The following is a 22,711-nucleotide window of genomic DNA, read 5'->3' as shown; positions in this document are numbered from 1 at the left end:
TGGTAATTTTATGAGTTATAATATAAGCAGATAATAATGTATTAATCATCAAATAAAACCAAGGGGCCACTACTATGAAAAAATATTACCCTTATCTCATTACAGTGAGTCACATGATTAATGACTCCTGTCAAAGTGTGTTGCCTGCCCTCTTACCTTTGTTCATTTATACATATGGGCTCAGCTTAGAACAAGCAGGTTTCCTCATTTTAGCTAACACAGCATTATCTTCATTATTACAACCTTTATTAGGCTATATTTCAGACAAGATCAACCAACCTCGGCTTATCGCCTTTGGCGTTCTATTATCGGCTTGTAGTACAGGCGTGATGGGTTTTGTCAGTTCCTATGAAAGCCTCCTTATTTGCGCTACTTTAGCTGGTGTAGGGTCTTCTATCTTCCATCCAGAAGGTGCGAAGATTATGAATCGCCTCGGTGGTGGCAAAAAAGGTAAAGCCATGGGCACCTTCGCTATCGGTGGCAGCTCTGGTTTTGCCATAGGCCCACTATTTGCAGGGACTATCGCCTATACTATAGGACCGCACGGATTGGCGGCTTTTACTGTAGTCGGTCTCCTTATCGCAACAGTTCTATTTGTACTTATGCCACGCATTGTAGCCCATGCACGTACCATCGACCAAGCAGTAGCTACCGAAAATCCAACGATAGCGGCAAAACCGCTTAAGAACTACTGGAAATACTTTGGCATCTTGTTCATTATTATCTTAAGCCAATCGGTAAACTTCCGCGTTATCAATGCGTTTATTCCGATTTTCTGGACTCGCGAGCTCGGTACAAGCCCAGAACAAGGCAGTTTTGCCTTAACTGTATTCTTTAGTATCGGAATCTTCATGACCTATATTGGTGGTCTATTGGGCGATAAATATGGTCCTATCAAGATTATCAGACTATCCCTATTAGTTTGGTTACCTGCTATGTTCCTATTAACAGAGGTGCCAACCTTCTCGCCACTCATCATGATGCCTGTAGCATACTTGCTACTACTCATGATTGGTGCTGCTAAAGCGATTAGCTACAGCCCAGTAATCGTACTAGGCCAAACCTACCTCGCTAAAAGTATCGGCTTTGCATCGGGCATCACCCTCGGCGTAAGCCAAACCATCGGCGGTGTCATCGCACCTGTAGTAGGTAACCTTGCAGATACCTACTCTCTACCAGTCGCTATGATGACACTCGTGCCATTCCTCGTGATGGGCCTTGGGGCATCATTGATACTTAAAGATCCTAAAAAATTATAATAGACAAGAACTACAAAAAGGGCTGTAAAATAGCCCTTTTTGTTTTATACATATGCGATCCACATTAAATCAATGTAATTTATTATTTTTAATAGTTTTACGTGGCATAACTAATACAACCATATTAATTGAATGTACAATAATACTTTTTATTTCTCCAGGAAGTAATATAGAACCTAAGAGAAGAAAATTAATCCCTAGATACCATTTCGGATTCGTAATACCAATATCAACCAAACGCTTAATACCAATATATTGTGTACCCATATTACAAACTATTAATACAAGTACAAATAATATGGTACCTAACATAGAGTTTATATAAGGTTCATTAAATAAATACCTAACCTGCGGTAACACTACAAGGACAATACTCTCTATAATGAGACTATAGAAGAAAAACCACTTCCTATTTAATGCAGAATAATCCGTTCTCCAGAAGTTCCCACATGTAATAAAATTATAAGAACATAAAAGAACTACTGAACCAAAATATATCACGAAAAACATTAAAACCGTCATTATTTACCTCATACAAGATTATAAAACCGAGTAGCTTACTCACTTTTACCGGGTGTGAAGTAAAGCAAAAGCTGGACTAGCATCATAAGTGACATTAAATCAGGAATATACTTAGATAGTATAAGACCCGATATAAATACAACAGGATAAAATAAAGGGGAGCACCATTTCAAATCAGCAATTCTTCGCATTCCACACAAAAAGAATTGAGATACGCATATAGCACCTATTACACATACTATGATAGCGTAGAAAAGATCACTACTGTCATATGTGCTAACCTTCAAAAGATAAGTTAAAAAGACACTGAACAATATGCCTATAAAGGTCATAATGTAGGTCTTCAAAAAGTCACCACGGCCCATAGGGATTCTATAATTCCAACCACTGATATGATAGAATCTACCAATCATCATTAATATAACAGATATAGTAATAATAAAGTCCCACATATGATTAATTAAAAACACTAAGTCACCTACTTTATTTCTTTAAGGGTTGTTTACTTCTAATGTATGCAACGGTCATGAAACTTACAAACATTATTGAAAGATTTATAATTCTATAATCATTTCTATATTGAATATCGTGTATCAGGAAAATTTCAACTAAAGATGTAGCAATTAATATTAGTGGTGCTATATAAAATAGGAATTTACTATTTATTTTGATTGGCCCTAACACCGTATTTATAGCCATAATAATAAAAATAATTGTAAATATTCCTAGTCCCATTAACGTTGCACCTATAATCCACTCAATATTTCATACATTGTAATCTATATGTTTATTTAATTTATATATCCTATGAATAAAAAAAATATAATCAACATTATAATATCATAGTATACAAGTTAATATACAAAAAAGCCCCCTTACGGGGGCTTATATAATTAGCTAAATTAGTGTTTTAGCATTTCATTCAAGATAACTACGTCCGTTTCTTTCATACCTTGGGCCACAGTAGCGATACTGCGAATGGTTTCGTCAACGGAGTATGCTACAAGGCCATCGCCTTTTTGGTAGTTCTTATTAAGGCGTGCTTGTTTATATCCCATAAAGGCGCCATCAAGAGAGATTGCAATTTTACCTGCGCAGGATGGTTTTGCACCATCACATACGATACCAGATAGACTTGCAAGACCATTTACAAGGGTATTCTCGATGATATCCTTGCTATCACCTTTCAAGAAGGCAATGCCTGCTACACTTACAACACCAGCAGATACAACGCCGCAGTATGCGGACAATTTACCAATGCCAGATTTAACGTACAGTGTTAACAGGTTAGCAAAGACTAGCGCTCGATAAAGTTCATCATCACTTTTACCAAATTCCTCGGCAGTCGTAATAATTGGTACAGATACGGTTAAACCTTGGTTACCAGAGCCAGAGCAGATAACTACAGGCAATGGGCACCCGCTCATACGCGCATCTGAGCCAGCTGCTGCACGAGCTTTACATTTTGTTTCAAGCGATGGATTTTCATCGTCCAAGAGTAATAATTGGCCAATGTTAGCACCGTAATCGTTAGATAAACCTTCCTTGGAAATTGCAGTATTATACTCAACTTGTTGTTTAATTTGAGGAAGGATACCGGAAATATCGCCAGTTAAGGCAAATTCATAAATGCTATCAAAAGTCATAGCATATTCAGTGTTCGCTGCTTTTTTAATTTCATTAACTGTTTCAGAAATAATCTCACCATCTACAGCAACATAAGTTACATTCGTGTGATCATTTTCAATACGAACTATAGCCGTATGTTCATCTGTTTCGGCGGTAATCTCAATATATAGATTATCTACGCCTTCAGCGAGCGAAACGGTACAGAAATTGGCATCAAGCAACGTGCCAAGCCATTTACGATCTTCGTCTGCAGCAGATTCCAATACCTCTAACTCACGCTCCGGATGACCTACGATAGCACCCAAAGTGATGGCGGCCGTAAGACCTTTACGACCACCAGAATTAGGGATTACTACAGATTTGACGTTCTTAATAATATTCGCGCTGCATCGAGCATGAATATGGTTAGGAAACTCATCTAAGACAGAGACTGCCTTCGCAGCCGCATAAGCCAATGCAATTGGCTCAGTGCAACCGAAGGCAGGACGCATCTCTGACTGTAGCAAAGAAATATAATCCATCTTATACTTCCGCAATAATTTCCACTTCTACTAAAGCACCCAATGGAAGGTCTTTTACTGCTACGCAAGAACGAGCTGGTTTAGAAGTGAAATATTTAGCATACACTTCGTTAAATGCTTTAAAGTCAGCAATATCAGCCAAAAAACAAGTTGTTTTAATAACTTCGGAGAAGTCAGAACCTACTTCAGCCAATACAGCATCAATGTTTTTGCATACTTGTTCAGTTTGCTCTGCGATACCGCCTGCAACAATGGAACCAGTTTTAGGATCGAGTGGAATTTGACCAGAAGCGAATAATAAACCGCCTACTACTTTAGCTTGAGAGTAAGGACCTACTGCTGCTGGTGCTTTGTCTGTGAAAATTGTTTTCATGATAATTCTCCTTTATAAATATAATTAAAAATAAATATAACTAGTTTCAAAGGCGAGACTCACTTTCGTAGCTCGCTATATATGCCATACGCTGTAAAAGTACGTATATAATAAATTATTTAACAGATTTGAATGCGTTGTCAAATATCGGTTTGAAATAATCACGTTGTACGTCAGTTGTTAACCCAACATATAACACCGGTTTACCTGGCTTCAACACGAATGCAGCATTTGCATAGAGTGGAGTTTGTACAGATCCATCAGAATATAACATGCGAGAACTTGCTGCATAAGTTTGATATTTTGCACCCGCTATAGGATGTACTTGTTCCGCATCTTCTACGGTAATAGTTTTAAGTACCTTAGGCATAATCGTTCCTTTATTAGCATCAAGGCTTGGCACATTAATCGGCCCATTTAAAGGAACTACAGTCGTTGTAGTTGGAATTTTCTTATTAATAGTACCTAGTATGAGTTGTTCTGTAACAGGATCAACTTGACCTTTATCAAGCGCCGCCATAGCAGCTATAAACATAGGATCATTAGCCTCTTTACCCGCAAATTGCTGCGCTACTTGTTTTACATCTACCGCTACTAGAAATGCATCCTTTTGACCAGTTTTATCTGCACCTTGTAATTGGTACATATCAAAATTAGTACCTAAGTTCTTTATAAATTCTTTAATTTGTGCGTTTACAGGATTTGCACTAGACGGATCTGCTTTTTCTTGATTGGTAATAAAAGATGTGATAAAGCTAGGAGTATTTGCTTTGGATGCAGAAACAACATTAACATTGTTAGGCACTACCATAGCACCCCCAATAGTTTGTACATCCTTAGCTAAACCTACACCAGATACAGTTCCCAAAAGACAGGTAGCACAAGCCAATACTTTCAAAGATTTCATATTATTTACCTCCCTTAAGAGATTGTGTTTGATACATATGGTTCAATTCATTAGTCCAATAATCATAACTAGAATCATCAGAGTATAAGAATTGTAAGGATAATCCCTTATCAGCAGGAATTGCGTAACCAATCAAAGCAAAGCTATTTCTAAAGCCATCAAAGCCTAGTGCACCGCGTACATCACCAGTTACGGCTGTACCATAACGAGTTTGAACAGGTTTATAAGCCACATGCGTTGCATCTACGCTCAATTGTTTTGCCATAAAGCCAGTAAATGTAGAAATTGCTTCCTTATCTCTAGCGGATGTTTTCTTATCAGCAGCTAGTAATTTATCAAATGTATTATTTATATGACTTGGAATACTGTCATTAATAGCTTTAACAGCTTTAGCTAATTTTGCCCCCTCTACAGTATCACCAGGTAAACTAGCTAGTTGTTGTTGAGCATTCTCTTTAGAGTAAACACTAACATGTTTAGAGATGGAGTTTTTTAATTTAGCCTTATCCGCTTCAGAGCCCTTTTCTAAAATCGTTTTATCTATGCCAATCGTTTGATCAAGACCTGATTTAGCATAATCAATCACTAAAAGGGATGCTACATGATGACCTTGTTTGTCAGACCCTTGTAATTGATAGTAGGAAAAACCATCAACAACATCGCCCTTGATAGGTTCAAAAGATAGGTCGTAGTGCATTTTTAAAACAGTATTAATAGAATCAATAGACTCTTTATTCACAATACGAATCATTTGGCTTTGCTCATTATTACGTAGCTTTGCATCTGTAGGAACATACATAACTTCTACAGCTTTCACCGCAGGAGAAGTACTGCCATACATACCATAACCTAAATCTACCGTATCAGCACATGCCACTGCACCCATGCCGACTGTTAGACATGTAGCACAAGCCAATGTCATAACTTTTTTATTGAGAGCTCTCATAAGACACCTCACGTTTTTAACAATACAATATTCGTATAGACTAAAATAATAATCTATACTGCATATATTTATTATTATACTATATCGACATTTATAATTTATAGTATAATTTACAACCTTTCCTTTCTGCTATACAATACATAAATAGACATGTGAACATGATACATGCATGAGAAATAGAAAGGAGTGCACACTAGGTGTGCTTTAATTATGATACAAGAACTAATTCCGCTCACAAGACCGCGCACATTAGCAGCCGCATTGGGGCCTACCATTTTAGGTGCTTCATTTAGTTATTATGCATTTGGTGCAGCTCGTGGCACCGGCCTCGCTATTTTCCATACAATACTTATTTTCTTAGCTGTTGTAACGGCTCAAATTGTAGCAAATTTATGGAACGAATATAAAGACTTCAAATCCGGTCTCGATGCGGGGCAAAAGGTCGGTAACGCCGGCTCCATTACTCGTGGTGCCATAACACCAGAGCTCATCGTAACAATGATCAAAGTACTCATGGTGGTGCCAATCATCATTGGCGCTTATTTATCCGCTACTATCACATGGTATTACGTTCCAGCCGGCTTCGTATGTATTCTTATCAGTTTCCTCTACTCCGGTGGTCCGAAACCAATTTCTCGTACGCCCTTTGGGGAAATCTCCTCTGGCATCGCCATGGGCCTTGCCATCGTACTTATTACGGGATACGCTTGGACTCGTGAGCTGTCTCTAGCACTATTAATTCCTGCTATTCCATCTACATTGCTAGTTGGCTCCATTATGCTTACCAATAATATTCGAGATATTCGCAATGATGAAAGCCACGGTCGTCGTACATTACCTATCGTACTTGGTCGTGAACGAGCTCTCAGCTTGATGAGCATTATGTACATCTTTAATTTTATTTGGATTGTGGCGTGGATCATCGTAGGACATATGACATGGTTTTCTTTATTAGCCTTTCTCGCTATACCACTAGCTTTCAAAACAGTACATACCTTAAGTACTAAAACAGATGAGTTCCAACTAGACAAAGCTATGGGGACCACAGCTGGGGCCGCTATGATTTACCAACTCATGTGGTCCATCGGACTCATTATAGGCAAATAAACTATCTACTTGACCGCAAGCAAAATAGATTCATAACTACATACAACGAAAGAGATTTCCAGAGTATTACCATTTAAATGTAATATTTCTGGAAATCTTTTTGTCCATAGCTTTTAGTTATGGAGAACCTATACTAACTCCTTCTTGATAGATAGGGAATAATTTAGTACTATAGATTTAATATTTTATATACAATGATTGTAAAAGGAGTGTGTCTAATGAGAAAATTTTTAGCATTAGCGGCTACTGTAATCCTCGGCGGTGCTTTATTGATCGCAGGTTGCGGTAACGACAACAACAAACAAGCTGCTAGCGACGGCAAACAAGTTATTAAAATCGGTGCTACTGCAGTACCTCACGCAGAAATCTTGGAACAAGTTAAACCTATCTTAGCAAAAGAGGGTATTGAATTGAAAATCACTGAATTCACTGATTACAATACACCAAACCTTGCTTTAGGCGACAAAGAAATCGATGCTAACTTCTTCCAACATGTACCTTACATGGATGAATTCGCAAAATCTCATAAATTAAACTTAGTATCTGCTGGTGGCGTTCACCTTGAGCCAATGGGCTTATATTCCCGTCAAATCAAAGATTTGAAAGATCTTCCTAAAGGCGCTAAAATCGCTATCCCTAATGACCCTACAAACGGCGGTCGTGCATTGTTATTATTACAAAAACAAGGTCTTATCACTTTGAAAGACTCTAGCAACATCTTGTCTACAGTTCAAGATATCACTTCTAATCCAAACGACTACCAATTCGTAGAATTAGAAGCAGCTCAAGTACCTCGTTCTCTTGACGATGTAGCGTTAGCAGCTATTAATACAAACTATGCATTAAATGCAGATCTTAACCCTAGTAAAGACGCTTTAGCTATCGAATCTAAGGATTCCCCTTACGTAAATATCGTAACTGTACTTAAAGGCAATGAAAGCGATCCTAAGATCAAAAAATTGATGGAAGCACTTCATACCCCTGAAATCAAAAAATTCATCGAAGAAAAATACAAAGGTGCAGTTGTTCCTGCTTTCTAATGTATACAACAAAAGAGACCACATAAGTGGTCTCTTTTTTATTGTCTCAAGTTATAGTCCTAACTTGCCGTCTTTACTTATAATCTTAGCTTGTTGTCTTAACTTGAAACTACATACTATGTGCACCAAATCTAAGAGGTAATAGTTCATCTAATTCAACTACTGTATAATCCCCTTTTAGATTTGCCATAATGATATAAGGTATTTCAAATTCAGAAATAACTTGACGACATGCACCACATGGCGAACAAGGACCTTCTGTATCGGCTACTACCGCAATTGCTTTAAATTTTGTATGACCTTCCGATACAGCCTTAAAAATAGCAGTACGTTCAGCGCAGTTAGTAAGGCCATAGGACGCATTTTCTATATTGCAACCTTCATAGATAGCGCCACCTTCACAGAGAAGGGCTGCACCTACACCGAAATGGGAATAGGGGCTATAGGTTTTCTCACGCGCTACTATAGCATGGTCAATAAGATTTTTAATTTCTTGTTCCGTCATATGGATCTCCTTATTCCACCATATCAAGAATCGTATCTACCACCACTGGTGCTGTTTTACCAAAAATAATTGCCTCTAAGTATGTTTTAGCCGCATTTACGAGCAAACTTTCATGAGAAGCATATAAGGTAGCTATACTTTCACCAGCCCTAACAGCATCACCTGTTTTCTTGTGCATTACTATGCCTGCACTATAATCGATAGGACCATCTTTTACAGTGCGACCTGCGCCAAGCATAACAGATGCAATGCCACATTGCTCAGTATTCATATGTGTAATATACCCATCTTGAGGGGCTGTTACATCATAGGTGAATTTTCCAATGGCTAATAAGCTTTCATTATTAATAACGTGAATATTCCCGCCTTGCGCCTCAATCATGAGACGTAAGCGTTCAAGGGCTTCACCTGAGTCGAGCGCATCTTGTACACGACTAAGAGCCGTTTCATAATCGCATATATGGCTCAGCACGAGCATATGTGCTGCCATAATAAGACATTCATGCGTTAAATCCTGTGGTCCATGACCTTTCAAGGTATCGATAACCTCTCGGATTTCCAAGGCATTGCCGATGGCATGACCAAGAGGTCGATCCATATCGGTTAAAACAGCCTTGACGGAGCGGCCATTTTCGTTACCAATATCCACCATGGCTTTAGCTAATGCACGAGCATCATCTAAGGTCTTCATAAAAGCACCACTACCTACCTTAACATCAAGGAGGATTGCCTGTGCACCAGAGGCTAACTTCTTACTCATTACGGAGGACGCAATGAGTGGAATGCTATCTACGGTACCTGTTACATCCCGCAAGGCATATAATTTTTTATCCGCTGGAGCGAGTCCTTCAGATTGACCGATAACGGCAAGGCCAATTCTATTAACTTGATTGATGAAATCCTCTTGTTCTAAAGATACTTTTAAGTTGGGAATGGACTCCATCTTGTCGATAGTGCCGCCCGTATGCCCTAACCCACGACCAGACATTTTGGCCACCTTACCGCCACAAGCGGCTACAAGGGGGCCAATGATGAGCGTCGTCTTATCCCCTACGCCGCCTGTGCTATGTTTATCTACAGTTATGCCATCAATACTAGACAAATCTACCATATGTCCAGATTGAGCCATAGCCAATGTCAAAGTACCTAATTCACGTGCGCTCATGCCATTAAACACAATGGTCATCAATAGTGCACTCACTTGATAATCAGGGATATCTCCTTTTACATAGCCATCGATGACAAAATGAATTTCTTCATCTGTTAAGGGTACATTAGCTCTTTTCTTCAGAATAATGTCATACATGCGCATAGTTACACCGCCATTCTAAGAAACCACCTAAGCATTGCCTAGGTGGTTTTCTATTATACTTCTTCGTCTAAGTGATCTTTTAATAGCTCAACCGCTGCACTAGCGCCAATACGGCTGCAACCTTCTGCAATATAAGCTTTCATATCTGTAATGGATCGAATGCCGCCAGCAGCCTTAATTTGTACATTAGGACCGATATGTTTCTTGAATAGACGAATGTCTTCAAGGCTAGCGCCACCGCTACCAAAACCAGTAGAAGTTTTAATGTAATCTGCCCCACCATTGGTGATACATTTACAGAGGGCCACCTTTTCAGAATCAGTAAGATAACAAGTTTCGATAATAACCTTTAAGATTTTATCGCCACAAGCCTCTTTAAGGGCCGCTATTTCATTCGTTACAGCCTCAAAATCGCCTTGCTTTACATCGCCAAGATTTATTACCATATCGATTTCAGAGGCTCCTTCTTCAATGGCTTGTTTCGTTTCAGCTACCTTCACCTCTGTCGTTTCATATCCTAAAGGGAACCCGATAACGGTACATATGTTAAGTTTCGGATACGCTTCATGAGCGGATGCCACAAAATCTGGTGGAATACAAACGGATGCCGTTTTATATGTTACACCAGCATCACAAACTTCTTTAATATCATCCCATGTAGCGGTTGGCCGCAATAATGTATGATCCACATAAGCCAATAATTCTTTACCTAACATAGTACCTCTCCTAACTAAAAGAACGACATTTGCTCTGGTTCTGGCTCTTTATGTAAAGCCTCTTGAGCAGAGCGATTTTTTTCATCAATAAATGGTTCTAATGGTACACCTGTAACCTTCAGCAAATCTGGCAAACTGTTAACACCTTTTACCTTAGCAGCCTCCAACACAATCTTTGCACATGTCTCCGCATCATCTAGCGCATAGTGATGTTTAAATTCAACTCCCATATACGCTGCCATAGTATTCAACTTATGATTGACTAAATCTGGCCATACTGCACGTGAAAGTTTCACTGTACATGCATAATCGAGTTCTGGCCAAGGGATTTTATAATAATCTAACGTAGCACGCAATACGTTCATATCAAATTTCGCATTGTGAGCTACCATGATATTCCCTTTTAAATGGTTTTCATAAATGGCATTCCACAATTGATCAAAGGTCTTTTCATGGAGAACATCCTTTGGCTGAATGCCATGAATTTCAATACACTCATCATCAAAGCTCATAAACGGAGGTTTGATGAGGCTATAGACCTTTTTGGTAATTTGTCCATCCTTTACGGTAATAACCGCCAAGGAGCACGCACTATTTTTAAATTTATTTGCTGTTTCAAAGTCTAATGCAACAAAATCTAACATAGGACTCCTTTCAAAATCTATATATAAGAATTATATTCATTTACTCTCCTTATTATAGCATGAAATAGACTATAATCTACCGCTTAAAGGTAACCAATAATCACCTCTTTTATACCAATTTTAATTGACAGATAGGCCCTCAGTATGTGAAAATTATTTAGATATATATGTAGTATGGAGGTTGCAACATGGCAGATGACAGATTAATCGTTGCCCTTGACGTATCCACGATGGATGCTGTGAAAGAAATCGTATTATCCCTCGGTGATTCGGTTAGCTTTTACAAGGTCGGAATGGAGCTATTCTACGCCGAAGGAGCAAAAACAATTCGCTTTTTACAAGAGCAAAACAAACAAATATTTCTTGATTTGAAATTGCACGACATTCCAAACACCGTAGCCCATGGAGTTTCTTCCTTAACACGTCTCGGCGCTAGTTTAATCACTTTGCATGGTCAAGGTGGCCCTGTCATGATGAAAGCTGCTGTAGAGGCAGCTCGTGAAAGCGGTAAAACATTAGGCGTTGAGCGACCAAAATTATTGGCTATCACTGCTCTAACTAGTTTCGACGATGAATCTTGGACTGCTATCGGTGGCCAACTACCTATTTCCGACCAAGTAATTCGCCTTGCTAAGCTCGCTAAAGATTGCGGTATGGATGGTGTTGTATGCTCCGCCTTAGAAGCTAAAATGATTCGCGAAGCATGTGGTGATGATTTCCTCATCGTAACACCTGGTATTCGTCCTTCCTTTGCAACAACAGACGACCAAAAACGTATTGCTACACCTGCTAGCGCATTACAAGACGGCGCATCTCGCCTCGTTATCGGCCGCCCTATTACACAAGCTGAAAATCCTCGTGAAGCGGTTCGTTTAATTATTGAAGAAATGGAGAAGGTATCCAAATGATGACAGAACAAGAAGTAAAACAATTACTGATCGACACTCAAGCTATTTTAGAAGGTCACTTCCTTTTGACATCTGGTCTCCACAGCCCAATGTACGTTGAAAAATTCAACGTATTGCAACATCCAAAATATACAGAAGCACTTTGTAAAGAATTAGCTGAACGCTTCCGCGATCAAAACGTTGAGCTTGTTATCGGCCCTATGACTGGTGGCATCTTACTAGCTCACGAAGTTGGTAAAGCACTTGATACACGTGCAATCTTTACAGAACGCGAAAAAGGCGTTATGACTTTACGTCGCGGTTTCAAAATTGAACCTGGTACACGTGTACTTATCGTAGAAGATATCGTAACAACTGGCGGTTCCGTACAAGAAGTAGTTAACGTAGTTAACCAATCTGGCGGCGAAATCGTTGGTGTAGGCCTACTCGTTAACCGTTCAGGTGGTAAAGCAGAATTTGGCGTACCACAAGAAAAAGTACAAGCTTTGCTTAACCTCGAAGTTCCTACATATAAACAGGAAGAATGCCCTCTTTGTAAAGATGGCGTAGCTATGACAGAACGCGGTTCTAAACATATTAAATAAAATACACACAAAAAGAGCTCCTTCACTGAGGAGCTCTTTTTGCTTGTGTGTAGTTATTGTGTGTAAGAGAGAGATTCTGATACGAATGTATCACGTAGAGTGTGTAGCTCTACGGTGGCCATGAATGCACTTTCATGACCACGGTCTCTATTATCTCATAAGAGAAGTAAACTCATAAAATATGGTTAGTTTTGTGTAGTTTGTGGTGCACCTTGATTATTTTGTTGTTGTGGTGCATTACCATTATGTCGATCACCATGAGGAGGCTGACCTTGTGGTGGCACTTGATGATTATTACATTGTTGTCTCATATGATGGTTTTGACCTTCTGGTCTCATAGATTGATCGTTATCTTTTCGATGCATATTATCAACGTGATGATTCATTGGCATATGCTCCATTCGATCTTGTCTATGCATTTGGTTATTTTGATTTTCTAGTAGCATATCACATTTTTTATCTTGGAAATTATTTGCATCATCATGATTTCGTTCTACTAACAAGTTCATCTTGATTGGCTCATTATTATTTTGTACGTCATTAGTAGAAGCAAATGTTACACCGCCAATCCCATATACTGCGGTTAATACTGTAGCAATTAAAAGTTTTTTCATATTTTCACCTTTACCTAATATTCAAATACGATTAAAACAACTATATCCTCAGATAGATCTAACTCTATATCTATTAATATCTTAAAATATACGGCCCAATCTATATTAATAGTTTTATATATTTTATTAAGCTTGTGTATCACCATTAGGTGCTTATTCTGAAGCATTACCAGTAGGTTGCTAACCTTGAGATGGTTGGCCTTGTGGAGGCATTTGACCATTTTGATTCATATACTGACCATTATTTCGTCCCATACCATCTTGAGGCATCATTTGGTTTTGACAATTTTGGTACATATGTTGACCATTATTTGGCCCCATACCATTTTGAGGCATCATTTGATTATTTCCATCCCTCATATGTTGGTCCATATGCATATTAGAACCATCATGTCTATGTGGTTTTCTAAACTGTTGTTCATTGGTTTTCATCCATTCACCAAAATTTGGTAGATCATTTACAGCAAAGGATGTACCTACCCCTACAGCACTGATTACAGTTAGAATGGCAGCAATTATAATTCGTCTCATAGGTCCTCCTTAATCTACATTGCTGAAATAACGTTCGCGTACACCACGAAGTTCAATACCAATAAAGATACATGTAAGGCCCCCAAAGAGACCTACACCACCAAGCGCTACTAATGTTACTAAAGATAATGCTGGGAATGCTGTTACATTCTCAAATGGTTGCCAAGAGCTACCTAATAAATAAAGGATAGCCGGTGTAATAATAAATGTTAAAACACCTACAATATATGACAACGCACTACCAATAGCTAGTAATGTTTTGGATGCTTTTTTAGCCATACCAGGTAACTGCGGTAGTAAACGTTCTTTATAATCATCAAATCTTGCATAGATTGCTTGCATATTAACGGATTTACTTTCAGTACCATCTTTGCCTAATGTATCTGTAATAATACCCGCATCTACATAAGATGCATAGATTTCTTCTGGTGTTCCCAAAGATTTAATGATTTCACTATCTGTAAGACCTTTTTCATAGCCTACGGAAAAATGCTCTTCATACACCTCAATAATACTCTCTACATCGGCTACGCGTGCTTTTTTGAAAATATTACGCAGTGCTTCTAAAAAACTATTTTTGTTCATTATAGTCTACTCCTTTCAATAGGATATTGATAACACCAGAAAACTCATCCCATTCTTGGCGCATCTGATTGTATGCTGCACGGCCGTCTGCCGTAATGTGATAGTATTTTCGAGATGGTCCTGTTGTGGACTCCTTCAAATACGTTTCAACATACTTTTCTTTTTTCAATCTATTAAATAATGGATATATAGTTCCTTCCGAAATTTCAATATACTCCGAAATGGTGCTTACGATTTCATATCCATAGCGATCACTTTGTGTTAATAGTGCTAGCACAAGCATATCCATAACACCTTTTTTTAATTGAACTTGCATAGTTCCTCCCTTTAGGTTGTGCCTACCTGCCAATGTGAAAGCTCTCTTACGGTCACTATCATGTACTGACAAATACATAATATCACAAGGTACCTTTGAATGCAAGGTACCTTGTTAAAAATATATTTTACATAGCCAAAGCTTTGAATTCTATCGCTAATACACATAGATAAAGTCTAGGTTTATATAGATAAAAATATTTTCAAAATTTATGCTAATTTCAAGTTATTTATATTGAAATATATCTCAATTATCATCGTATATCAAAAAATCCTCATCCAACGGATGAGGATTTTTCATTGATTTTAGAATAATCTATTTACTCTAACATCAGTTATTTATTTTGAAGTTGCTTGGCCTAATTTAACTTGTGTGCTTTTCATTTTTCCATTATGAGTATAAGATACTAAAATTGTATCGCCAGGACTCTTAGCATCAATTCTCTCTTTTAATTCAAGTAATGTAGTAATATCTTTGCCATCAATTTGAGCAATCGTATCACCTTCTACTAATCCAGCTTGTGCTGCAGGGCCTGTCGAGTCTAATTGTACAATAAGAAGTCCTTCCCCTTCATAACTTACATTATTGCGTGCTGCTGTTTGACGATCTACAGCCCATACACCGATATACGGGCGAATGACCTTACCATTTTTAATAATAGAATCAACGATAGTCATAGCAGAGTTAATTGGAATGGCAAAGCCCATACCTTCAATACCCTCTTTGGAAATTTTAGAGCTATTAATACCAATCAATTCACCATCCGCATTGATGAGGGCACCACCGGAATTGCCAGGATTGATGGCTGCATCCGTTTGAATCAACGGGAACCGTTGCCCTTGTTCATCAATAGTACGTGCTAAAGCACTGATAACACCAGATGTAACAGAGCCTTTAAATTCAAGGCCTAAAGGGTTACCAATAGCGATAGCAGGCTCACCTACCTGTACAGAATCGGAGTCACCGATTTTGATTGGCTTAATATCTTTGGGAGGTTTAATCTTAACAACGGCTAAGTCCGTTTGTGAATCGGTGCCAATAACGGTGCCTGTTACAGTAGAGCCATCAGATAGAGATACGGTAACTTCACCATTTTTAGCACCCGCTACAACGTGATTATTCGTTACAATATGTCCTTCATTATCTATGAGCACACCAGATCCAACACCTTCTCCAGCATAGATGGTACGGTTAAAGATATCCTTTTGGAACACTTGTGTAGTAATACCAACTACCGCTGGACCAGATTCTTTAACAGCCTGCACTACATAGGTATTACGTGTTTCAGTAATTGGTTTAGATTGTTTTGTTTGTTCCCTTACTGTTGTTTGCTGTGTATGACTAGGACTACCAAAGAAATAGTATCCACCGCTCACACCAATACCCAAGGCAAGAGCACAAGCAATGACAGTTTTCTTATATTTTGAAAATTCCATGTAAATCTCCTTCTTAAAATCAATTTTATAAAATCAATTTTGATGAAACCATTATAGTACTCATTCTTTTACAATGCAAGAAAACAATTTATTACAATTATTATAAAAACATAAAGGGCATTCGCTAGCCGTCGCTAGGAATGCCCTTTATGCATATAGTTTGAGAGTGTAAGGACTGTTGAGAGAGAGAGTATATATGACCCAGAAAAGTTTGAGAGAGAACTTATTAAGAGAGAGAAGTTTAGTTTGTACTTTTCCGGAATCAAACTTCAGCCTTACTAGAATTAGTATACATTGTATATCTAAATTATCAAAGTAACATTATAAAATATTGTTAAAACTTTGATTATATCTATATAATAATCCTCTATAAATTCATATTTAATCAACAGCCACGAATAACGTGAATATAATATGAATATCCTTATCAATTATCAAACAAATTTATAACCTACACCCCAAACTGTAATAATATGCTTACTATCGGATGGATTATCCTCAATTTCTTCACGCAAACGATTGATATGTACCGCTACCGTAGCATAATCACCATAGGAATCAAGTCCCCATACGCGAGAGTACAATTCTTCTTTGCTAAATACAATATCGCGATTGCGCATCAAGAATTCTAATAATTGGAATTCTTTCTTTTTAAGATGAACTTCTCTTTCATTCACCCATACTTTCATCATCTTAGGATCAAGACGAATTTCACCAGATTGAATCGCATTAGTTTCCATTGCATCGCGCTCTGTTAAACGCTTATATTGCGCCAACATAGCTTTGATCTTTGCAATCAATACAGATGGAGAGAATGGTTTTTCAATATAGTCATCAGCACCTACGCCTAAACCACGGATTTTATCGATATCGTCAAGACGAGCCGTTACCATAACGATTGGCACGCGAACTTTGTCACGAATTTGACGGCAAACTTCAAAGCCATCCATTTCTGGCAACATAACATCAAGGATGATAAGGTCTACAGGCGTATTCAAAGCTGCTTCGATACCATCTGTACCATTAGTCATAATAGTTACATCATAACCTGCCACCATTAAATAATCACGTTCAATATTGGCAATATCCAAATCGTCTTCAATAATTAAGATATGTTCACTCATGATTCTTCTCCTTGCTTAGGAAATTCTAATATAATACGTAGACCATGTGGTCTTACATTTTCAATCACAACTCGGCCTTCAAAGATTTCCATAATTCGACGAATAATCGATAATCCTAGACCACTACCTTCTTGAGGGTTCGTACGAGACGAATCGACACGGTAGAACGGGCGCATCAGACGCTCAAGAGATTCTTGTGGCACCCCTGGACCATCATCACTGATGACACAGTATACAAAATCATCATCACTAGTTACATCGATAATACAATGCCCTAGATCAGCCATTTTATATTTAGCACTGTTGTTCAACACATTTTGTAACACCCGTTGTAACAACTGCGGATTTGCATTGATGAACGCAGCTTCCGTAGCTATTCGAGCCTTAATTTCAAGACCTCTCGATTGATACGGCGCAATATGATCCTCTACAAAATCACGCACATACTGACCTAATTCAATTCGCTCAGATGGACGAGATTCTTTTTTGTAGTTCAATGTAGTAATGAGGAATAGCTCCTCTAACATCGAGTCTAAATCATTGGCACGCTTCAGAATGATACCCATGTATCGTTTTTGTTGCTCTTCCGTTGGTGCAATACCATCACGAACACCTTCTGCATAAGCTTTAATTGCAGTCAATGGCGTTCGTATATCATGGGAGATACCAGCGAGCAATTCTTTTTGCTGCTCTTGTTCCATTTCGATCTGACGATTTGCCAGCTCTAATGATTTCGTCATGTTCTTAACGTGAATCATGATAAACCGTGTAACAAATCGGTTGATTGCAAAGAATGTAACAATAAAGAGCAATATAGAAACTATAATAATATAGAAGGACACAGATTCCATCAAGCTATCACTACCATGGGTAGCACGCTTAATAGCAATATGATATACGTAGGCATGACGCCCATCGTATTTTCGCATTTCATAAACAAAGGTATTATTGGACTGATATACAATGCCCTGTAATTCAGGATTTACATCGATAAGACCAACGATAGCAGATGCACTATAGATTTGTGGATTACCATAGCTATACACCATGTTCCCTTGATCTAGTACCTCTACATATACCTCCTTTGGATCGAGTAGACTATAGCTAGGTTTAACCAAGCTATCTATTAAATTGTTTTCTAACCCATAAAAGGTAATTGTTTCAGTAATTCGACTGACACTTTTAAACTGTTGTTCCTGCTCAATACGCAAATAGTAACCGGCATTAGCCAAGATGCGCAAACCTGTAAAATATAGCAAAAATAAGATTATTGCTATTAAAATAGGTACAACAAAGAGCACAACATTGGATATCCAAATCCGTATTTGTAAATTCACAGGGTTACCTCAATATCATAAATAGTAGATACTTCTTATAGTTTACGCTATTTTTAATAGTTAAAGCAAGTAAAATAGCCAAAAGTGCAATATAATTTTCACGCTTCATTCATCGTCAGTTTATAATTAACAGATTATACAAGGGTTCTTCGACCCTTTTAGTATCTAATATTTTTTACATAGTATATTTTTTCACACGTATCCGGGTATCTTGTATCATTCAAAATCTTAGTATTTACTTATATTAAGAACTTGAGAATTAAGTATAGTTAATAGAAGCTCATCTATACTTTTTTATAAAAAATCTAAATTATAAAATATAAAACAACTATTGAAATTCTTCACTTTATAATTTTAGACAAAAAAAAGAGGATTCCTAAGAATCCTCTTTTAGAGTTTGGATTAACGACGGTTAGCTTCGAAGAAGTTAATAGCAACTTCTGGGAACATAGCGTAAGTCAATACGTCTTCGTCAGTGATACCATTGTAGCCTTTTGTAGCTAAATCTTGACGGTAACCTTCCAATTCAGGTTCGATAAGATCTGCTGGACGGCAAGTGATAGGTTGTTCATCACCGATGATAGTTTGACGAATTTCGTCAGAAATTGTACCAGGCAACGCACCGTATTTACCGCGTACAAGGTCTTTAACTTCGTTAGGAACCATTTTGTAACGGTCGCCCATCATAACGTTCATCATAGCCATTGTACCAACGATTTGGGATGTTGGAGTTACCAATGGAGGGTAACCCAAGTCTTCACGAACGCGTGGCATTTCATCCATAACGTCGAAGAAGCGATCGCCCATACCCATTTCGTTCAATTGGTTTTGAGTATTGGACAACATACCGCCAGGAATTTGGTAACGACGAACAGCTGGGATTACATCGCTAGCTGGTTTCAAGTTGAATTCTTCAGCGATTTGTTGTTTTACTTTACGGAAGTGGTCAACTAATGGAATGTATTTATCAAGGTCAAGACCAAGATCCCATTCAGTACCTTTGAACATTTCGATCATAGTTTCAGTAGCTGGTTGGCTAGTTGCATGAGCGAATGGAGAGATAGCAGTATCGATGATATCTACGCCAGCTTTAGCAGCTTCCCAGTATGTAGTGCTTGCAAGACCGCAAGTGAAATGGCTGTGCAAGTCGATTGGCAATTCACCAAAACGTTTTTTGAATGTGGAAACCAAGTCATATGCATCAGCAGGTCCTAACAAACCGGACATATCTTTGATACAAAGGGAATCAGTACCCATTTCTACCAATGTTTCAGCTACTTTCAAGAAGCTTTCAGTTGTATGAACTGGGGAGATTGTGTATACCATAGCGGATTGAACGTGTGCACCTGCTTTTTTGGAGTACTTAATAGCAGCTTCCATGTTGCGAGGGTCATTCAATGCGTCGAAGATACGAATACGGTCAATACCATTTTTTACAGCTGCATTACAGAATGCTTCTACTACATCATCAGAGTAGTGTTTGTAGCCCAATAAGTTTTGGCCACGAAGTAACATTTGTAATGGAGTGTTTTTCAAATTAGATTTCAATTTACGAAGGCGTTCCCATGGATCTTCATTCAAGAAACGAAGACAGCTATCATAAGTAGCGCCGCCCCAACATTCAAGAGCTTCATAACCAATTTCATCTAAAAGGCCAAGCACTGGTTCCATTTGTTCATAACGCATGCGTGTTGCCAAAATAGATTGATGACCGTCACGAAGAACGGTTTCGCAGATTCTTAATTTTTTAGCCATGTTAATCCTCCAAATCGAAATAGTCTGTGCATGTAAATTTATACATGAAACAAACAACTATCTCATACCTATTTTTTTACGATTTTTTTGATGTCTGCTCACACAAGCCAAACACTCTATAAATCGTTAAGACATACTTATATTAGACTACTTATAAAATTCTTTGTCAACAACTATATTATGCTATTTACTCATAAATTCATGTGTCTAAAGATGATTTTTTCGTGATAGTAATCACACAAAACTACAAAAGAGCTAGCTTTTAGCGTGTATGTTTAATCAAATCAATTTCTCTGTAATTGCTCTTTTTAATGAGAAACCAAAAATTATACCGTAATAATTTTTAGTTATTATTAAAAAGGCTCCAAAGCATATCGGTATTTATAAATGTAGTAATTCGATAAACATCGGTACGCTTATAAGCTCATCATTTTTATTGATAATACAACCCGTTCTTATAATTACATAAATATGCAAAAGAACCTATCCATTTATGGACAGGTTCTTTTATTTTTAACTATTAGTAAATGCCATTATACAGCTTACTTTTCAGGTTTAACCTTTTTAGGCGCCGTTTCAAGAACGATATTCTTACCTTCTCGCTTCACTTGAATAGAGAAAGCACCTTCACCTTCTTTGAAGTACTCCATCTTGATGTCTAGAAGCATTTTACCAATCATAGTCTCCACTTTTTCAGTTAAGAACTCACGATAGAAAGCATCTTCCTTTTGCTTTGGACTTTGATGTACTACAGGCTTTTTAGCTGCCCGTTCCATATCAAGCATAGTATCTTCAAAGTTTTCTGTATCTTTAAAGTTTTTCAACATATCCGCATCGGATAAGCCTTTTTGAATTTTAAACTTTGCCATTTCTATCTCCTATCAATTCGAAAATTGCCTTTTTAACACGAACTGGCTCAATACCAGACATACAATATTGATCAGACTTAGGACACCGTCGTTTACGACAACCTAAGCAATCTAATTCATCATTTACAAGCACCTTAAAGGTCCCCGTTAGTGGTCCCCATAATTTAGGATCTGTAGGTCCAAAGAGAGCCACTACAGGCTTATTAAGAGCTAATGCAATATGTAAGGAGCCCGTGTCAGCCGTAACTACTACGTCACAGCTTTCAATTAAGGCACCTACCTCTTGAAGTGTCGTCTTTCCTAGCATATTCAGCATAATCTGATCAATGCCCTCAGCGGCCAAAGAATCCATCAAAGGTTTGTATTGTGTAGCCTCTTTAGGCCCGCCTAAGCAAACAAAATTAGCTCTATATTGCAGTGATTTAATAAGGGAATACCATTTTTCTTGAGGCCATTCTTTCGTCGCCCAAGACGTACCTAAGACCAATCCCACACGTAGAGGTTTTTCTACTTCACCACGATTTAAAGAAGTATGATTATCAATCGTTTTCCACTGTTCTTCTGCCCAGGTATGTAACTTCGATGGTACATAGAAATCCATATGATACATCTTATTAGCACTAACGTTATTTAATGTTTCAGGTTCCAGAAGATTATCAACAGTTTTAAGAGGTGTATCTAAATCAGCCTGTTTAGCAACAGCCTCTTTTAAAAGTTGTGCCACCTCAACATAACGCTTGATAACATGATCTGTACTTGGCTTTGATTTATAGTTTGTAAATAGCCAATTCAGCTCTTTTGTACCACCAAGTCCTAAGCGAATAGGCGCACCAGAAGCCAATAGAACAAGACCGGTTATCAGTCGCCCTTGTACATCAACGGCTACATCAAATTTGTAGGGCTCTAATTTAGCCTTCAGCTCCCACCACATGCGCCACATTGTCGGGATATGCAGTTTTTTAGAATGTGCCTCGTATTCATCCCGTTCCCAGGGGATGATTCCATCTACATAGGGATTACTGTCTAGCAGCTCCACCATGCTAGGCGTTACAATCCAGTGTAACTTGGCATCTGGATACTGTTCTTTGATCCAGCGCGCCGCAGGGGTAGCATGCAAGATATCCCCAATGTAACTAAGGCGTACAAATAATATATTCATAGATATCCTTAT

General features: G+C 38.1%; 23 protein-coding genes. 5 read left to right on the top strand and 18 right to left on the bottom strand.

Annotated features, from left to right (window positions below):
• The first annotated feature begins 74 nt into the window (after positions 1-74).
• Complete coding sequence (locus tag VEHSUH06_RS07680) at positions 75-1,259, top strand: MFS transporter (protein WP_105098411.1); 1,185 nt, start codon at positions 75-77, stop codon at positions 1,257-1,259.
• A gap of 1,424 nt (positions 1,260-2,683) precedes the next feature.
• On the opposite strand, the gene VEHSUH06_RS07660 is transcribed toward VEHSUH06_RS07680, so the two are convergent.
• From VEHSUH06_RS07660 to VEHSUH06_RS07645, 4 genes are all read right to left on the bottom strand, one after another.
• Positions 2,684-3,931 carry a serine dehydratase subunit alpha family protein gene (locus VEHSUH06_RS07660; protein ID WP_105098407.1) on the bottom strand — a complete coding sequence of 416 codons (1,248 nt, stop codon included), beginning with the start codon at positions 3,929-3,931 and terminating at the stop codon, positions 2,684-2,686.
• A gap of 1 nt (position 3,932) precedes the next feature.
• Positions 3,933-4,304 carry a RidA family protein gene (locus VEHSUH06_RS07655; RefSeq protein WP_009352096.1) on the bottom strand — a complete coding sequence of 124 codons (372 nt, stop codon included), beginning with the start codon at positions 4,302-4,304 and terminating at the stop codon, positions 3,933-3,935.
• Between the two features lie 115 nt (positions 4,305-4,419).
• On the bottom strand, positions 4,420-5,211 hold the full coding sequence (locus tag VEHSUH06_RS07650; protein ID WP_009352056.1) for a hypothetical protein: 792 nt from the start codon (positions 5,209-5,211) through the stop codon (positions 4,420-4,422).
• Position 5,212: 1 nt separating this feature from the next.
• Entirely contained in the window at positions 5,213-6,157 is a 945-nt protein-coding gene (locus VEHSUH06_RS07645) for a hypothetical protein (RefSeq protein ID WP_105098406.1), read from the bottom strand.
• 210 nt (positions 6,158-6,367) lie between these two features.
• Here VEHSUH06_RS07645 and menA point away from each other — a divergent pair, with 210 nt between their 5' ends.
• Both menA and VEHSUH06_RS07635 read left to right on the top strand, forming a co-directional pair.
• On the top strand, positions 6,368-7,264 hold the full coding sequence (menA, locus tag VEHSUH06_RS07640) for a 1,4-dihydroxy-2-naphthoate octaprenyltransferase (RefSeq protein WP_009352196.1): 897 nt from the start codon (positions 6,368-6,370) through the stop codon (positions 7,262-7,264).
• A gap of 218 nt (positions 7,265-7,482) precedes the next feature.
• Positions 7,483-8,304 carry a MetQ/NlpA family ABC transporter substrate-binding protein gene (locus VEHSUH06_RS07635; protein ID WP_105098405.1) on the top strand — a complete coding sequence of 274 codons (822 nt, stop codon included), beginning with the start codon at positions 7,483-7,485 and terminating at the stop codon, positions 8,302-8,304.
• A 109-nt stretch (positions 8,305-8,413) separates the two neighbouring features.
• Here the strand turns inward: VEHSUH06_RS07635 and VEHSUH06_RS07630 are convergent, their stop codons facing one another.
• From VEHSUH06_RS07630 to VEHSUH06_RS07615, 4 genes are read right to left on the bottom strand one after another with little or no spacing between them, the layout of a single operon-like run.
• Positions 8,414-8,809: a cytidine deaminase gene (locus VEHSUH06_RS07630; RefSeq protein ID WP_105098404.1), complete on the bottom strand. Its 396-nt coding sequence runs from the start codon at positions 8,807-8,809 to the stop codon at positions 8,414-8,416.
• A 10-nt stretch (positions 8,810-8,819) separates the two neighbouring features.
• Complete coding sequence (locus VEHSUH06_RS07625; RefSeq protein WP_105098403.1) at positions 8,820-10,121, bottom strand: pyrimidine-nucleoside phosphorylase; 1,302 nt, start codon at positions 10,119-10,121, stop codon at positions 8,820-8,822.
• A gap of 53 nt (positions 10,122-10,174) precedes the next feature.
• Positions 10,175-10,837 (bottom strand): deoxyribose-phosphate aldolase, encoded by a 663-nt coding sequence (gene deoC, locus VEHSUH06_RS07620; RefSeq protein ID WP_105098402.1) that lies wholly within the window; start codon positions 10,835-10,837, stop codon positions 10,175-10,177.
• 14 nt (positions 10,838-10,851) lie between these two features.
• Positions 10,852-11,481 carry a 3'-5' exonuclease gene (locus VEHSUH06_RS07615; RefSeq protein ID WP_105098401.1) on the bottom strand — a complete coding sequence of 210 codons (630 nt, stop codon included), beginning with the start codon at positions 11,479-11,481 and terminating at the stop codon, positions 10,852-10,854.
• 188 nt (positions 11,482-11,669) lie between these two features.
• Between VEHSUH06_RS07615 and pyrF the strand changes: the two genes are divergently transcribed.
• Both pyrF and pyrE read left to right on the top strand, forming a co-directional pair.
• Positions 11,670-12,389 carry an orotidine-5'-phosphate decarboxylase gene (pyrF, locus tag VEHSUH06_RS07610; protein ID WP_105098400.1) on the top strand — a complete coding sequence of 240 codons (720 nt, stop codon included), beginning with the start codon at positions 11,670-11,672 and terminating at the stop codon, positions 12,387-12,389.
• Positions 12,386-12,973 (top strand): orotate phosphoribosyltransferase, encoded by a 588-nt coding sequence (gene pyrE / locus VEHSUH06_RS07605; protein ID WP_105098399.1) that lies wholly within the window; start codon positions 12,386-12,388, stop codon positions 12,971-12,973. The genes pyrF and pyrE overlap by 4 nt, the downstream gene beginning before the upstream one ends.
• A gap of 185 nt (positions 12,974-13,158) precedes the next feature.
• Here the strand turns inward: pyrE and VEHSUH06_RS07600 are convergent, their stop codons facing one another.
• From VEHSUH06_RS07600 to VEHSUH06_RS07555, 10 genes are all read right to left on the bottom strand, one after another.
• Positions 13,159-13,587 carry a hypothetical protein gene (locus VEHSUH06_RS07600; RefSeq protein ID WP_105098398.1) on the bottom strand — a complete coding sequence of 143 codons (429 nt, stop codon included), beginning with the start codon at positions 13,585-13,587 and terminating at the stop codon, positions 13,159-13,161.
• 180 nt (positions 13,588-13,767) lie between these two features.
• Complete coding sequence (locus tag VEHSUH06_RS07595) at positions 13,768-14,118, bottom strand: transcriptional regulator (RefSeq protein WP_105098397.1); 351 nt, start codon at positions 14,116-14,118, stop codon at positions 13,768-13,770.
• A 9-nt stretch (positions 14,119-14,127) separates the two neighbouring features.
• Entirely contained in the window at positions 14,128-14,703 is a 576-nt protein-coding gene (locus tag VEHSUH06_RS07590) for a DUF1700 domain-containing protein (protein ID WP_105098396.1), read from the bottom strand.
• Entirely contained in the window at positions 14,690-15,019 is a 330-nt protein-coding gene (locus VEHSUH06_RS07585; protein WP_105098395.1) for a PadR family transcriptional regulator, read from the bottom strand. Before VEHSUH06_RS07585 ends, VEHSUH06_RS07590 begins: the two co-directional genes overlap by 14 nt.
• Before the next feature lie 338 nt (positions 15,020-15,357).
• Complete coding sequence (locus VEHSUH06_RS07580) at positions 15,358-16,455, bottom strand: S1C family serine protease (RefSeq protein WP_105098394.1); 1,098 nt, start codon at positions 16,453-16,455, stop codon at positions 15,358-15,360.
• 434 nt (positions 16,456-16,889) lie between these two features.
• Positions 16,890-17,579, bottom strand: coding sequence for a response regulator transcription factor (locus tag VEHSUH06_RS07575; protein ID WP_105081491.1), 690 nt, complete (start codon positions 17,577-17,579; stop codon positions 16,890-16,892).
• Positions 17,576-18,838 carry a sensor histidine kinase KdpD gene (locus VEHSUH06_RS07570; protein WP_233187912.1) on the bottom strand — a complete coding sequence of 421 codons (1,263 nt, stop codon included), beginning with the start codon at positions 18,836-18,838 and terminating at the stop codon, positions 17,576-17,578. Before VEHSUH06_RS07570 ends, VEHSUH06_RS07575 begins: the two co-directional genes overlap by 4 nt.
• Positions 18,839-19,318: 480 nt before the next feature.
• Positions 19,319-20,671: a pyruvate carboxylase subunit B gene (locus VEHSUH06_RS07565; protein WP_009352176.1), complete on the bottom strand. Its 1,353-nt coding sequence runs from the start codon at positions 20,669-20,671 to the stop codon at positions 19,319-19,321.
• 542 nt (positions 20,672-21,213) lie between these two features.
• The gene (locus VEHSUH06_RS07560) at positions 21,214-21,540 is read right to left on the bottom strand and encodes a hypothetical protein (protein ID WP_054748767.1); all 327 of its coding nucleotides are present in this window, start codon (positions 21,538-21,540) and stop codon (positions 21,214-21,216) included.
• Complete coding sequence (locus VEHSUH06_RS07555; protein ID WP_105098392.1) at positions 21,527-22,699, bottom strand: glycosyltransferase family 9 protein; 1,173 nt, start codon at positions 22,697-22,699, stop codon at positions 21,527-21,529. The genes VEHSUH06_RS07560 and VEHSUH06_RS07555 overlap by 14 nt, the downstream gene beginning before the upstream one ends.
• Positions 22,700-22,711: the final 12 nt, after the last annotated feature.

Source organism: Veillonella sp. S13053-19 (genome assembly GCF_002959835.1).
In the GTDB taxonomy this organism is placed as follows: Bacteria; Bacillota; Negativicutes; order Veillonellales; family Veillonellaceae; genus Veillonella; species Veillonella rogosae.
Note: the sequence above shows the minus strand (reverse complement) of the source record. Positions and strands in the feature narration are given on the sequence as shown.